Here is a 13,354-nt window from a genome sequence, read left to right as displayed (position 1 = left end):
CATCAAATTATCGGCTCGGCGTCGCTGCGTCTGGCTCGGATGATAATTGAATGACCATATTTTTAATATCTACAATGCTTTCCCGGTTGCACTTCCGGCAATATAACGGCCATCGGTGCGCCTCGGTATCCGGGTGGATTTTTGTACGAGTCTTTGCTCCGCAAGCAGGGCAATAAACCCATCCATCGGTGTCTACCCAAGTTTCAGTGTCAGTCAAGAAACACTCCCCCTTTCTCCATTCACTTGCTCTGCTTCATCACCCTCAAAAATCGTTTTCCAACCAGTGTTGTAAAACTTTCTTAACTTGCCGATATGCTCAGATGCCCGTTCCTGCGGCATGTTATGGATCACGATTTCAAATAAACCTGAGTAAAAGGCGTATGATAAGATGTGTGCTAATTCTGGTGTTAATCTTCCAGAAGAAAAAGCATCGTTATTCGTTTGCTCAATGAATTTCGTGGTACAATCTGTATCAATTTCAACAAGTCTGTGTAAAAATTCCTGATAGACTTTCGTTTCCCCACTCATCAAAAGGATTTTGAATATATCAAAATTTTCATAGATATACCCGAAAAACTTTTGAAATCCTTCGTCTGCATACGACCTTTCATTCACTTTCTGCACTTCGCCCGGCAGAGTTTTGAAGCCTTCCAAAGCATTTTTTAAATAATTGCAAAGACCATCTGCCACAGGTTCTACTAAAGCACGATACAGGCTTTCTTTGTCGGGGTAACGGATGTAGATGACACCTTTGGTATATCCGGCCTTTTCCGCAATGATGCGCAGAGAAGTATTTTCATAACCGTTGGCTAAAAATTCTTCTTTTGCACACTCCAACAGTTTCTCTGTTACACCTTCTATGCGCTTTGCCATTACATCACCTCCACAAATTAATTCTACTGGTATCAATTCCACCGGTATCAATATACCATGAAGTACTTTCGCTGTCAATAGGGCAGTTCAAATTGTTATTACAATACCTAACAAAAAACAATATGGCAGATTAAAAAACTCTGTAGGTGCTTTCCGTGTGTTCACCAGCTCACTCAGCCCAACCGGTTTGCTGCCCATAACTAATGGCACCATCTAACACTTGGTTCACTATATAACAATCAAGTATAAACTTTCTGTTTTACAAACAACTTATTTAAAGATATTGTAAATTAAGCATCAAACTTCTATTAGGTGGCTAAAATCAAAAGGCGAAAAAGCACGAGAAATTTTGTGTGGAAATGGAATCCCTTTATTTTATGAAAAAGAGTATTGAGAATCTGAACTTTTATCTCTATATACAAGATATAAAATCTCTCATCGCAAGAAATTTTACATTATTTCATAAGAATTCAGACCTCTGTAAAATATAAAAACAACTACATATGTAATAATTGTACCGATTCATTATATTTCAAATCACAAAGCAGGGTGGAGTTTGTTCTCACACCCTGCTTTGTGAATATCATGAACTACTCGAAGATCTTTTTCACTTTTTCTTTCAGCCTGTCCATACGTCTGTAAACCGCCTTTTCGGTAATCCTCAGATACCTGGCGATTTCATGAGTGCTATACCCCTGGATCTTCATCAGAACGATTTGAAGGGTAAGCCTGTCCACGATGATCAGTACATGATACAATTCCTGATTCTCAATATGATCCGGGAAGTCCTGTACTGTTTTCGGTTCTGCCTGATCTGTGGATGCTGCTACCGTATCCAGATATGTACCTGTTTCCTGCACACGCTCATAATAGCGTCTGTCTGAATTAAATGCCTGACGGTCATAGAGACGGATTGCTTCAATTATATCTTCGGAAACACCGCTGTCTCTTAAAATCTTTTCTTCTTTCTCTTTCCAGAGCTTCCATTTGCGCTCTGCTTTTCCATGGTTCCTGTCTTTTTTAACATTAGATTTTTCAGTAAAGAAAAAGAGCATATGGAATTGAATCCATACACTCTATGATTACTGGAACTTTATTTCATTTTTAATTCAACAAACTTTTGTTTATCTCGTTCTTAAGTTCATCTTTATTCTCGTATGTTCTCACTATCGGAATCGTACTCTGTCTGTTCTACATAATCTGCGGAACAGTCTCGTTTGTACGGATAAAAAAATAATCTGAGCCACGGCTGTTCCAACATGAAATCAGCCGTGGCCTTATTTATATCATTTCACTCTTTTTTGAAATAGAACAACACCACAGCAACAACTCAAATCGACTTAAAATTCCAGACTATTCGCATTCAGCAAGAAATACTTCATTCCCATGATGACAAAACCTTCATCATTTCTCCAAGGCTTTTTGCTGCCATTTACAATGACGATCTTCTTGAAAGAGTCCGGGATATTACGCAGAGAATTGAACTCCTGCGTCTGTTTTTCTTCCGACGTCATGTCATATGCAACCTGGATATAGTATCTCTGGTTTCCTTGATTCACCACAAAGTCAACCTCCAACTGCTTGCGAACACGTTTGCCATCTTTATCCTTATCGAAGATATCCACGACACCCACATCAACATTGTAGCCCCGGATCAACAGCTCGTTATAAACAATGTTCTCCATAATATGAGTAGGCTCCTGCTGTCTGAAATTCAGACGTGCATTTCTCAGTCCCAGATCAGTAAAGTAGTATTTCAGATTTGCACCGATATACTTTCTGCCCTTAATATCGTATCGGCTTGCCTTGGAAATCAAAAAGGCATCTGTCAAATGGTCGATATGCTTGGAGATGGTTTTATTAGCATAAGTCATCTGGCGCTCACTGGCAAAGGTATTGGCAATCTTTGAAGGGTTGGTCGGTGCGCCGATTGCAGATGCAAGCACATCAACCAGAATCCCAATCTCATCCACGTTCTGAATCTTATTTCTTTCAATAACATCCTTCAGATAGACATTTGCAAAGATGTTCTTCAGATAGTCCGCTTTCTGTCGTTCGCTCTGGAAACTTATAATCTGCGGCAATCCTCCGTAAATCATGTAGTCATCCCAGGCATCATCATAATCGCCGTCATAGACAGAATAAAACTCTGCAAAGGAGAGAGGATAGATTCTAATCTCATCACCTCTGCCACGGAACTCGGTCACAATGTCGCTGGACAGGAACTTGGAATTACTTCCGGTGACATACACATCAATATTGCTCATGCGGAGCAGGCTGTTCAGCACTTCCTCAAATCGTGGCATGAACTGCACTTCATCTAAAAGGAGATAGTACTTCCCGTCGTCTTTCATGGCATCCTTGATGTACTTGAAGCATACCTTGGGATCTCTTAATTCTTCGTTCTCAATACCATCCAATGCAATTTCAATAATATGATCAACATCAACGCCGTTCTCCAGTAAGTATCTCTTAAAGATGGTAAACAGCAAAAAGGATTTGCCACATCTACGAATGCCGGTAATCACCTTTATCATTCCATTATCTTTTCGCTCAATCAGCTGCTGTAGGTAAGCGTCTCTTTTAATCTCCATCGTTACACTCCCCATTTCTGTGCATCTGCACACTTTTTAGTAATGAAATTCTATCACAGAACGACCTGAATTTCAATATGTATTCCCATTTTATGTGCATCTACACACTTTTATGTAATGTTGATAAATATATTTTCAGATTTTTTTGATTGCAGTGTCTATAATCGACTACGTAACGTGGTACAAGATCAGGATATTTCCCGGCGATATAATCCATAATTGTCTTTTTGAAACCGCCTCGAAGATTGAGGTTTTCGAGCCAGAACAGATCGCACTGATCCTTTACCCGCTCAAAGATTGCTTCAAAATTCGTGATACCGGGGATACGAAACAAACTGTACGGATACCTGCCTCATATACCTGCTTCATAGCAGCGATACGGTGCTCAATGCTCGAAGCAGAATCCATATCGTTCTTGAAATTTTCATCTAGTGTGGCTCGGCTGGGTTTGCTATTTCTGAATGGTAATTGCAGATTTAATTCTTGCGACTATATCCAATGATGCTTATTATGAGGGAAATTCCAAAAATCAAAATTGCCGCTATCCCTGTGATTAGCACATATGAATGAACAGAATTTACCATAGCAGCCATTCCCGGCCCATCTTCAAAATATTTTACAAAGTAAAACATTGGAATTACCACAATCAATCCCATAGTTTGCGCAGAACGAAAACCAAACCAATAAGTTAATGGCAAGCAAATTCCTGTCCATAATAATGGGATAATAATTGCTGCTGCAATCGAAAATAACCAGATAAGCATATCAAAGTTTTGAAAAATTATGATGGATAAACTATTGAACGCAATGCTTCCCAAAATGCTGATTGCAACAGTATATATTACGGAAACATATTTACTTGCAACAACAGTAAAATTGCTTATCGGCATAGCTAATTGATATTTTTTCCAGCTTGCCTTTTCATCACTTGCGAAACTCATAATATTTTGCATACCGATTGTCATGGCAAACATAACGGAAGCAAATAAGCCAGCATAAATTCCAGCATTGAAAATAAGCAGAACAATAGCTGCTGCAATCAGAATAAGTTTCTTATCAATACTCTTGAAGAAAATGGATATGTCTTTATATATCAATCCTCGCATGATGTACCTCCTTTAACATAGAAAAGCATAATATCTTCTAATGTGGCATTATCCACAATGATGTTTTTGTATTTTCGTTTGAATGCTTCCTTGTCATGAACAAGACACTCCACGCTCATATTTGTAGTTCGGTGTATGATATAATCATCAGAGGAAAGCTGTGCAAATTTTTCTTTTCCGCACTTTGCCACGCCATAATTATAAACAAGATTATCTTTCTGTTCCTCGAAAATGATTTTTCCCTGATGAATTAAAATCACATAGTCTGCAATTTTTTGTATGTCCGAAGTAATATGCGACGAAAAGAAGATAGAGCAATCTTCATCTTGGATAAATTCCAAAAATAGGTCTAATATTTCATCACGCACAACGGGGTCAAGACCTGTTGTTGCTTCGTCCAAAATCAACAGTTTAGGTCTATGTGCCATAGCACAAATGATAGACAACTTCATTTTCATGCCTTTAGAAAATGTGCCAATCGTTTTCTTGGTCGGGATTTTGAATTTTTTCAAGTATTGTGAAAAAAGGTTACTATCCCATGTCTTATAAACTTCTTTCAAGATTTTTTCAATATCTGCGGCTGTAAACACATCATGAAAATTACATTCATCAAAAACGACGCCAATATTTTCTTTGACAGTTGGAATTGTATGGTCTATTCCAAAGACTTGTATCTGTCCGCTATCTTTGCTTAGTTCATTTAATATCAGATTGATAGTAGTGCTTTTTCCTGCACCATTCTCGCCAATAAAACCTACAATCCTGCCCTTAGGGACTTTGAACGAAACATTGTCCAAAGAAAAATCCTCGAATTGCTTGCATAAATTCTGCACCAAAATGTTGTTATCCATGCCTGTCACCTCTCGTTATTCCTCGTAAAATAGTTTTAGAATATTCGTCATTTGCCCAAGACTAATGCCATGTGCTCGACCAATTTCTGCGACCTTTTGTAAAAGTTCTTCAGCAATTCGTAACTGTTCCTCTTGAATAAATTCCCTGTTCTGTGATGCTACAAAACTGCCTTTTCCAGATACAGTTTCTATAAATCCATCTCTCGTTAAATCTTCATATGCTCTCTGAACGGTAATAACACTGATATGTAAATCTTTTGCTAAAGCTCTCATAGAAGGGAGGGCTTCGCCAGCAGATAATGTGCCGTCCATAATAAAACTTTTTACTTGCATACAGATTTGTTCGTAAATAGGCTTATCACTGCTATTACTTATGATAATCTCCACTTGCTCACCTCACCATGCGTACTTATCGTAATAAGTGTACTTATTCGATAAGCACAGTATAGGCGGTTTGTGTGAACCTGTCAAGAGAAAAGATGTAAATACATTCGGAAAAGCGAGTGGCTGTCTATCAAATTCAATTTTGTTTATTTAATACTGTTTCGGAAGAAGATATGCTGGCTTCAATGATAACTTATTTAGAAGAAGAAAATAAAACAGAGCTTTCGTCTATTTTGCAAGTATCAAAATTTGTATATTCTCCACAATGGGAATTTTCTGGGATTGTTTCATAGCAGCGAAAACTATATGCAAGTTTACGGGTGCCGATACGGTGTCGGAAAATCATTGAGGACAATTTGCAAGAATTGTCTAAGATTGCTTGTTAAATCTATATCGACGATGATGAGTATTATTTTTTAGGTATAAATGGAGTTGGTATGCTTCCAATTCAAACGGAATCACTTGAATTGGAGCACAAACATATTGTTAGTTGCGATTGGTTTTTGTCTTGTGTTATCAAGTGCCACAGAACCTTATTTTAAAGGGTTCTGCGGCTTTGACGTTTTTATCTGGGTGCATCTTAATTCATCAATTTATGCGGAAATAGTGTAAAAATTGGTGTAGTACACCGCTATTTATCAATAAGGCAGCTTATGGCTAAGTGAACACTATCTGAGAGAACATAAGAAAGCGGTTTATATTATTCTGCTTACAAGTGGCAGGCTGAATAGTTATCTTACAGATAGAGAAGAACCGGCACAAGAACGCTTTGAAAGGATTGTAGAATTGATTTGTAATTAACAGAGGAATGTTTTTTGATAAATGCTTGACTGTAAACCTTGTTTATAGCTTATTATTAAGTAAAATAGAGTTGCTCGAAAGGGAGGCATAATATGACTATAAAAGACGTAGAAGAGCGAACAGGTTTATCCCGTTCTAATATCCGTTTTTATGAAAAGGAAAAACTTATTGAGCCTTCGAGAAATGAAAGTAATGGTTATAGAGATTATTCTGAAAATGATGTGGAAAATATAAAGAAGATTGCATATCTACGTACATTGGGAATTTCTATTGAAGATATACGAAGTATTATATCCGAAAAAGTAACATTGCAGGAAATGCTTGAGAAGCAAAAGGAAGTATTAAAAAATCAGATTACTGATTTGAATAAGGCGAAACTCATGTGTGAAAAAATGCTGGATGAAGAAAGTATTAGTTATGAAAAATTACAGGTAGAACAGTATATAACAGATTTGCATGACTATTGGAAAGATAATCGAACTGTTTTCAAACTGGATTCAGTCAGCTTTTTGTATATATGGGGAAGTATGCTTACCTGGACTATGCTTACCGCACTATGCTTGATTATTGGGGCTTTGTCTTATTCTAAGTTGCCGACAGAAATTCCAGTACAATGGAGTAAAGGAGTGGCAACATCCCTAGTTAATAAAAACTGGATTTTTATTTGTCCTGTTATATGTATCATAATCCGTTATTTATTAAAACCTTTTATCTATGCGAAATTGCAGATGAACAATTATTATGGAGAAATTATAACAGAGTATTTGACAAATTATATGTGTTTTATTGTGTTGTCAGTGGAAATCTTCTCCATACTTTTTACTTTCGGAGTGGTAAAAAGTGTTGTTGTACTGTTATTTGTGGACACGGCAATTTTTATTGGATTGTTAGTAGTTGGTTTGGTAAAAATGGATTTGAGAGGGAAAGAAGTTTTATGATTCAAATTTTATATTTCAGAAATAACAATAAGATACTATTTTTCCCACTATGAGAACGGTGGCTATGAGATAGAAATTGCATATACCGGCGAATAAAAGAACCGCTGTTGCATGGTTTATTAGCTTCCATGTAGCAGCGGTTTGTGCTATGGTTATTCGGTTAAATTCTCAGAACGACAATTAGAATTTTCTTTTCTATATGATACCTAACGCAATATTTTCTGCCCAGAACCAAAACGGTGACATAACAATCCATGTAATCGCTAAAATAAAAATTCCCCTACTGCTCATGATTTTCTTCCTGAAACTTCGATTGTTGCTTACATTATACTTCGTCCATCTCTCTAAGGACAGTGGGATGTTGTGATGAAAGTGAGAGAGATCGCTTACCTGTCAGACAATTTATCTTACTATATTTTTTGCACGATAAATTTACTGATTTAATATCTCTGCAATCGTGTTTGGTGCATATTTATTGAGTTCATGTCCTGCATTTGGAACGATGTGCAAAGTAGCTTGGGGTAGCAATTCTTTTAGCCTTTTAGAAGCCTTTAGATTGGCAGTATCCTTTTTGCCACACAAAATTGTTACTGGACAACGAATATTATTTAATTGCAAAGTAAAATCCAATGACCGCATAGAGTGAGCCAATTTTATGGTGCTGCTTTTTGATAGTCCCATACTTTCAAAAACCTTGTTTGGCATACAACGGAAGATAAGATTTTGAAAATCTATCAGTAAACTTGGAACTTTATATTGTGCGCCAATCAAAACCAGCGAATCCACTTTTTCCTCATGTCGAATAGCAAAATCAATCGCAAGAAGCGCACCTAACGAAAGACCGCAGATACGAAGCGGCTCTTTTACTTCTGAATACCGCTGTTCTAAATCACCCAAAATCTGCGAATAGGATATTTCATCTTCTGTTGAAGAAAAAAGTTCTGGGCAATCGACATCAGAAATTGATAGTTGTTGGACTACTTCTTTCCAGTCCTGTGCAGTTTGTCCCAACCCATGTAAAAAAACAGTTTTCATTAAACGCCTCCTAAGCTCAAGATAACCATCAATGCACAAACAAACTGGAAGTTGGTTACTTCTTGTAATTCATTTTCTTACTTAATACCCCAAACAAAGCCAATAAAAATATTCCTATTCCAAGCAATACGCCAGCCACTTTCATTAATTCATTGTTTGTATACTCTGTATCCGGAAGAATCCCATACTTGTAATAAGAATAACTAACATGGTCTGTGGTATATGCAGCTATGGAATCTCCTACATTATATTCCGAATATACAAATCCCGGTACTTGCATTCGCTTGTGATAATCATTCACTTTTCCATTGTTGTAGTAGAAGAAATAATTCTGAGATATCGTATCAGCCGAGGCATCTTCAGCCCTTTTACCTGTAATCACAATATCCTCCATATAGTAATCTTCTCCCAGTACCATCTCTTCCATTTGTGTATTAAATGCTTTAGATGTCAAAAGTATATTTATCCAGACTGTAATGAAAGCTATACTTAAAATAATGAAACAAATCCAAAACAAAATTTTCTTTTGATTTCCAGTTAATATTTCTTTTGATTCTTTGTGCTCAACCAATTTATTACTCATTCCATAATACCTCTAAAGTACTTTTTTCTTCTTCCTTCCCTTCGTCCAAGAAGTGTATCTCACTCAAAGAACTCGGTCAATCCCGATTTTACTTTGTAACTATGATTTTTCCTTCTGAATCCAGAAGAGGTGTAATAGCCGCTCCATATCCAGATTTCCAACAAAGATAGTTAACCCCAGTCTCCTTATCTACAAGGATTTGGCGAACTCCTTCATCCTTAAGCTGACTTCCGTCTCTAAATGTAGCTTCAAATCTTTCTTCTTTCTTTGCCAGGTTTATTTCTCCTTTTTTCAAGCGTTAAATTCAAAATTACCTTCGCTTTACTATTTCTAATAGTTTTCTCACATAATCATCTGCGTGGTTTATTGAAAACTCTCCATGATACATATTAGGAAGAACTTGTATAAAACTATCCTGCAATTTTTCATGAATGATTTTAGCAGATTTTTTCATTGATTGCTTTTCTTTTTCTCCAACATAAATTTGAACGGTTGCTTCACACTCTCCAATGCCATCTTTTAGTGAATATACTGAGTTTTCCTGTAAAAAGGCAATCATATCACTCTTTCTAATAGCACAAGTATCTTTGTAATATTCATCAAACAAATTCGACTTTATTCGTAGTGATTTGAATTGCAATTTTGAAAACCACTTATACTTTATTAAGCCATAGCAACTTCCAAACGCCGGTTTAATCATAGAATATGTAAATTTTGAAGGTATCACAAGTACACTTTCCACTATTGCATACTTACATATATCTTTGCGTTGAGATAAAATTTCAAGCAAAATCTGCCCTCCAAGCGATAGTCCTCCCATCATTAAAACAGAACCGCCCAATTTGCTATTTACAAATTCTATAATATCCAAAGCATTATTCTCTATCGTTGTAAACTGCTTATCACATCCTGCATGACCATCTAATATAGGCAAAACCACATGATAATCTGTTTGAAGTCTTTCAGCAACCTCTTTGTAATTCCACCATGATAAACCGCCTCCGTGTAAGAGGATAATTACATCGCTGTTTTCTTTTCCATATTCTACATAATTCAACCTCTTTCACCTCGCTGTAAACTTCCGATTTCTATTTTCGTTTCCATAGCATAGTGTACTCTTTTTCACCAATAGCTTCATCCAAGCCTTCACATTGAATAATGAACCCTTCTCTTTGGTAAAAAGAAATTGCTCTGGCATTCTTCTGGTATACATTTAATTGTAAGCTAACTTTTTTATCCTTAACATAATCTAATAAAAGCTTACCTATGCCACATGACTGCATTTCATCAGAGACAAAAATACCTTCTATATATTTATCATTTAGTCCTACAAATCCTTGTATCATTTTATCTGCTTCAAACACATAAACTTCGTATTGTGACATCATTTCTTTTACTAATTCATAATTACTTTTCCAGTATTGATTGGAAATAAAATAATGTGCTTTCAGATTTGTCTTTAACCATATGTCAGCAACTCTATCGATATCTCCGTTCAGCAACTTTCTAATCATAACAAATTTTCTCCACAACTACATCCTTTATGCTTCTCTCTTTTTTCCATTCTACCACAAGCTCATCATTAATCATCATTTTTTTGATGTTTTTTCTTTTCCCCCACTGTAAAACAGCCTCTGAGCGTTTCGTTATATAGAGGGGTACAAATAAGAGCAAGATCCACCCAGGTATTACCGTATCGCCATTTTATGGCTACGGCATACCTCCGGGTAAGTCTCTTGATGGGGATTCCGATTCCCCATACCCTCGTACGGATATCAAAGATATCTGTAGGCTCTCTATCAAAGATAGTCAGCTAATTTATGTTTGCAGGTTTGGGAGAGATTGTTTCTTTTCCCGCCTTTTCTCTGATTTACATCCCCGAATAAGGGGTGACAACGGAGCGGAACCCAAATGTTAGCTGGAAATTGATCATTTTGAATGGAATTTTGTGTCACGAACGTGATTAGAAAATAACAAAAGCGTTCGCTGTCAGCTAATCCAGCTAACAGCGAACGCTTTGAAGTCCGTCGCCAAGAGGATTTGAACCTCCGATCCCTAGCTTAGGAGAGCTCCAACCTATTGTCACTCTCTGTCAATCTGAGGTAAGGTAAACCCATATGGGACACTATTAAAAACTGTTTCCGATTCAATTTGAGTTATTCTGAATACCCCCTCTGTCAAGCTCTGAAAGTTAGCTGATTGTTTGCTCCAGCTAATAATTGGGGAATGCCTTGATATTACCATCGACATCTGTTATATGACCACCATGCTTCGTACGTTCGATCATGGTAAACAGTATTCAATTAAACTTCCTATCGAAAGCACAAGATATTTTCTTGTCTATAAATAATATAACGCATACGAGACGGTTTGTTTATGCGTTTTTGACTGGCAAATTTATAGAATTTTCCAGTAACCATTTTTCTTGCACCCTCTCGATAGAGTACTTTTTTCCCTTGTAAGACCTTTAAAATTCTTTGAATTTTTGATCTTGAAAATCCAGATTTTGTAACCATTTCTTTTTGACTTATTTGTGGATTCGATTTAATTATATTTATTATTACTGCTTCATCTGAATTTAAAGATTCACTTATTGATTCATTTATTGATTCATTTGAAGCTTTATTTGTATTATTCCGATACATATTCACTCGAAAATCACCATCAAAATCAATAAGTTCTGGATCAGGCAAACCATAGTCTCTGCATTCACGGAATATTCTTGGAATACCGGTTCCCCATTTTTCAATAATCTTCATGTATGCAAATGCATTTGCTATCGCCGGATTTCTCGGTTTGGAGTATCCTTCTATCATTTTTTTGATTGAAACATTATTTAACAGCATTCCTGGTGAAGTAACTTCCAGACGATCATCAAATATTGCTACTTGTATATTTCCAGGCTCCAGATAACTGCGGTGTGCGACAGCATTTGCTATCAACTCTCGCACACTGTCAGTTGGTAATTCATATTTAGGTAAAGAAAAAGAGCATATGGAATTGAATCCATACACTCTATGATTTCACGAACTTAAATTCATTTTTAACTCAACAACAATTTTCCCAAACTAAAAATTATTCATTTAATTCAGCCTCAATCTCTTCAATAGTAGGCATACTACCTCTAAACTCTTCTGGTATAAGTTTTGATAATTCATAGCTAGAAATACCAAGTGGCTGGCTAGTAGATTCTAATGCATACTGGGCTTCTACTTTATCCATATCTTTGCAAATCAGAAGTCCCAATGTAGGATTATCGGATTCTGTTTTCATCTGATGATTAACAGCCACAACATAGGTTCCCAATTGACCTGCATAAGAAGAATCAAATTTTCCTGTTTTTATTTCTACAACAACATAGCAATGCCTTTGAGTATTGTAAAATAGCATGTCTATAAATTTTTCAGTATCTCCGACCTCAATTCTCACTTCCCTGCCCATATAAGCAAAGCCAGTACCTAACTCCATAAGAAAATTATTAACTTTCTCTATAAGCGCATCCTTTAGTTCCTTTTCATCATACCTTTCACGCAAAGTCAAAAAATCAAAATTATATGGATCCTTCGTAATTGCTTGTGCTAAATCGCTCTGTTCTATCGGAAGTGTATTAGAAAAGTTAGTTATTGCCTTGCCCTGGCGTTCATATAAATCCGTTCCTAAGAAGTTTAGTAAAACATCTCTTGACCAATTGTTTTCAATAGTCTTTCTGATATAAAACAATGCCTTTGCAGAATTTCCTTTGCATTTATCAAGTATTATTTTGGTATGTCCCCATGGTATTCTAAAAATGATTTGTAAATCATCCCCAACTTGGGGACGATTTGCATCTGTAATCAATTCGTCCTCAGCTTGAGGACAAATTACTGCGTCAGGATACATCTCATAAAAGTATCTCATATATTTCAAGTTAGTTGGAGAAAATGATTTCACATCTGGCAAAATAGATTTCAAATCGTCACTCACCGTTTTATAAAATCTTGTTCCATATCCAAACTGTTCACTCATAGATGAAATGCCCTTACCAAGTTTCCAATAAAATCTTAGCATCTCATCATTTATCTTCATAGAAGCCCTGATTTGGCTTCTTCTAAAATCAGTGGATATTCCGGCAATCCACTCTTTATATTCATTATCAGCCTTAAACAATTCACTCATATATAATCCTTTCTACTGTGTCAGTTCGACAATT

General features: G+C 36.3%; 17 protein-coding genes and 1 pseudogene. 3 read left to right on the top strand and 15 right to left on the bottom strand.

The features are described 5' to 3' along the window. Positions 1 to 7: 7 nt before the first annotated feature. From C7E02_RS13045 to C7E02_RS13010, 8 genes and pseudogenes are all read right to left on the bottom strand, one after another. Positions 8 to 217, bottom strand: a complete 210-nt coding sequence (locus tag C7E02_RS13045) for a cysteine-rich KTR domain-containing protein (protein WP_080656560.1) — start codon at positions 215 to 217, stop codon at positions 8 to 10. Further along, positions 214 to 909: a TetR/AcrR family transcriptional regulator gene (locus C7E02_RS13040; protein ID WP_242978823.1), complete on the bottom strand. Its 696-nt coding sequence runs from the start codon at positions 907 to 909 to the stop codon at positions 214 to 216. The genes C7E02_RS13045 and C7E02_RS13040 overlap by 4 nt, the downstream gene beginning before the upstream one ends. A 554-nt stretch (positions 910 to 1,463) precedes the next feature. Next, positions 1,464 to 1,928, bottom strand: a complete 465-nt coding sequence (locus C7E02_RS13035; protein ID WP_105309764.1) for a sigma factor-like helix-turn-helix DNA-binding protein — start codon at positions 1,926 to 1,928, stop codon at positions 1,464 to 1,466. A 285-nt stretch (positions 1,929 to 2,213) separates the two neighbouring features. Beyond that, the gene (locus C7E02_RS13030) at positions 2,214 to 3,467 is read right to left on the bottom strand and encodes an ATP-binding protein (protein ID WP_105309763.1); all 1,254 of its coding nucleotides are present in this window, start codon (positions 3,465 to 3,467) and stop codon (positions 2,214 to 2,216) included. A gap of 145 nt (positions 3,468 to 3,612) precedes the next feature. Beyond that, positions 3,613 to 3,902, bottom strand: a pseudogene (locus C7E02_RS20500) (radical SAM mobile pair protein B); the annotation flags it as partial. Positions 3,903 to 3,943: 41 nt separating this feature from the next. Further along, entirely contained in the window at positions 3,944 to 4,573 is a 630-nt protein-coding gene (locus C7E02_RS13020) for an ABC-2 transporter permease (RefSeq protein WP_105309762.1), read from the bottom strand. Further along, a complete protein-coding gene (locus C7E02_RS13015) occupies positions 4,561 to 5,424 on the bottom strand; it encodes an ABC transporter ATP-binding protein (protein WP_105309761.1) in 864 nt (287 codons plus the stop codon). The genes C7E02_RS13020 and C7E02_RS13015 overlap by 13 nt, the downstream gene beginning before the upstream one ends. Before the next feature lie 15 nt (positions 5,425 to 5,439). Further along, positions 5,440 to 5,811 (bottom strand): GntR family transcriptional regulator, encoded by a 372-nt coding sequence (locus C7E02_RS13010; protein WP_028087677.1) that lies wholly within the window; start codon positions 5,809 to 5,811, stop codon positions 5,440 to 5,442. A gap of 116 nt (positions 5,812 to 5,927) precedes the next feature. Between C7E02_RS13010 and C7E02_RS19225 the strand changes: the two genes are divergently transcribed. From C7E02_RS19225 to C7E02_RS13000, 3 genes are all read left to right on the top strand, one after another. Then, on the top strand, positions 5,928 to 6,101 hold the full coding sequence (locus C7E02_RS19225) for a hypothetical protein (RefSeq protein WP_155961796.1): 174 nt from the start codon (positions 5,928 to 5,930) through the stop codon (positions 6,099 to 6,101). A gap of 379 nt (positions 6,102 to 6,480) precedes the next feature. After that, on the top strand, positions 6,481 to 6,609 hold the full coding sequence (locus tag C7E02_RS13005; RefSeq protein ID WP_081646537.1) for a TnpV protein: 129 nt from the start codon (positions 6,481 to 6,483) through the stop codon (positions 6,607 to 6,609). 92 nt (positions 6,610 to 6,701) lie between these two features. Next, a complete protein-coding gene (locus C7E02_RS13000; protein ID WP_029731709.1) occupies positions 6,702 to 7,547 on the top strand; it encodes a MerR family transcriptional regulator in 846 nt (281 codons plus the stop codon). A 432-nt stretch (positions 7,548 to 7,979) separates the two neighbouring features. Here the strand turns inward: C7E02_RS13000 and C7E02_RS12995 are convergent, their stop codons facing one another. The 7 genes from C7E02_RS12995 to C7E02_RS12955 form a co-directional block, all read right to left on the bottom strand. Then, positions 7,980 to 8,582 (bottom strand): alpha/beta fold hydrolase, encoded by a 603-nt coding sequence (locus C7E02_RS12995; RefSeq protein ID WP_005342549.1) that lies wholly within the window; start codon positions 8,580 to 8,582, stop codon positions 7,980 to 7,982. Positions 8,583 to 8,637: 55 nt separating this feature from the next. Beyond that, on the bottom strand, positions 8,638 to 9,165 hold the full coding sequence (locus tag C7E02_RS12990; RefSeq protein ID WP_005342546.1) for a hypothetical protein: 528 nt from the start codon (positions 9,163 to 9,165) through the stop codon (positions 8,638 to 8,640). 88 nt (positions 9,166 to 9,253) lie between these two features. Further along, the gene (locus C7E02_RS12985; RefSeq protein WP_005342538.1) at positions 9,254 to 9,439 is read right to left on the bottom strand and encodes a DUF6440 family protein; all 186 of its coding nucleotides are present in this window, start codon (positions 9,437 to 9,439) and stop codon (positions 9,254 to 9,256) included. A gap of 36 nt (positions 9,440 to 9,475) precedes the next feature. Further along, a complete protein-coding gene (locus C7E02_RS12980) occupies positions 9,476 to 10,222 on the bottom strand; it encodes an alpha/beta hydrolase (RefSeq protein WP_005342006.1) in 747 nt (248 codons plus the stop codon). Between the two features lie 31 nt (positions 10,223 to 10,253). Then, positions 10,254 to 10,679, bottom strand: a complete 426-nt coding sequence (locus C7E02_RS12975) for a GNAT family N-acetyltransferase (RefSeq protein ID WP_105309760.1) — start codon at positions 10,677 to 10,679, stop codon at positions 10,254 to 10,256. A gap of 798 nt (positions 10,680 to 11,477) precedes the next feature. Continuing rightward, positions 11,478 to 12,179, bottom strand: coding sequence for an ATP-binding protein (locus C7E02_RS12960; protein WP_242978821.1), 702 nt, complete (start codon positions 12,177 to 12,179; stop codon positions 11,478 to 11,480). 61 nt (positions 12,180 to 12,240) lie between these two features. After that, positions 12,241 to 13,320, bottom strand: a complete 1,080-nt coding sequence (locus tag C7E02_RS12955; protein WP_105309758.1) for a PDDEXK nuclease domain-containing protein — start codon at positions 13,318 to 13,320, stop codon at positions 12,241 to 12,243. Between the last annotated feature and the right edge of the window lie 34 nt (positions 13,321 to 13,354).

It is taken from the genome of Dorea sp. Marseille-P4042, from assembly GCF_900290215.1.
GTDB classification, from domain to species: domain Bacteria; phylum Bacillota; class Clostridia; order Lachnospirales; family Lachnospiraceae; genus Dorea; species Dorea formicigenerans.
This window is presented reverse-complemented; position numbering and strand designations above follow the sequence as displayed.

Excerpts from the sequence above, each read along its gene's own strand:
- C7E02_RS13035 (WP_105309764.1), bottom strand. The coding sequence starts at position 1,928 with ATGCTCTTTTTCTTTACTGAAAAATCTAATGTTAAAAAAGACAGGAAC.
- C7E02_RS13015 (WP_105309761.1), bottom strand. The coding sequence starts at position 5,424 with ATGGATAACAACATTTTGGTGCAGAATTTATGCAAGCAATTCGAGGAT.
- C7E02_RS12955 (WP_105309758.1), bottom strand. The coding sequence starts at position 13,320 with ATGAGTGAATTGTTTAAGGCTGATAATGAATATAAAGAGTGGATTGCC.
- C7E02_RS13020 (WP_105309762.1), bottom strand. The coding sequence starts at position 4,573 with ATGCGAGGATTGATATATAAAGACATATCCATTTTCTTCAAGAGTATT.
- C7E02_RS13000 (WP_029731709.1), top strand. The coding sequence starts at position 6,702 with ATGACTATAAAAGACGTAGAAGAGCGAACAGGTTTATCCCGTTCTAAT.
- C7E02_RS13030 (WP_105309763.1), bottom strand. The coding sequence starts at position 3,467 with ATGGAGATTAAAAGAGACGCTTACCTACAGCAGCTGATTGAGCGAAAA.
- C7E02_RS12995 (WP_005342549.1), bottom strand. The coding sequence starts at position 8,582 with ATGAAAACTGTTTTTTTACATGGGTTGGGACAAACTGCACAGGACTGG.
- C7E02_RS12975 (WP_105309760.1), bottom strand. The coding sequence starts at position 10,679 with ATGATTAGAAAGTTGCTGAACGGAGATATCGATAGAGTTGCTGACATA.
- C7E02_RS12990 (WP_005342546.1), bottom strand. The coding sequence starts at position 9,165 with ATGAGTAATAAATTGGTTGAGCACAAAGAATCAAAAGAAATATTAACT.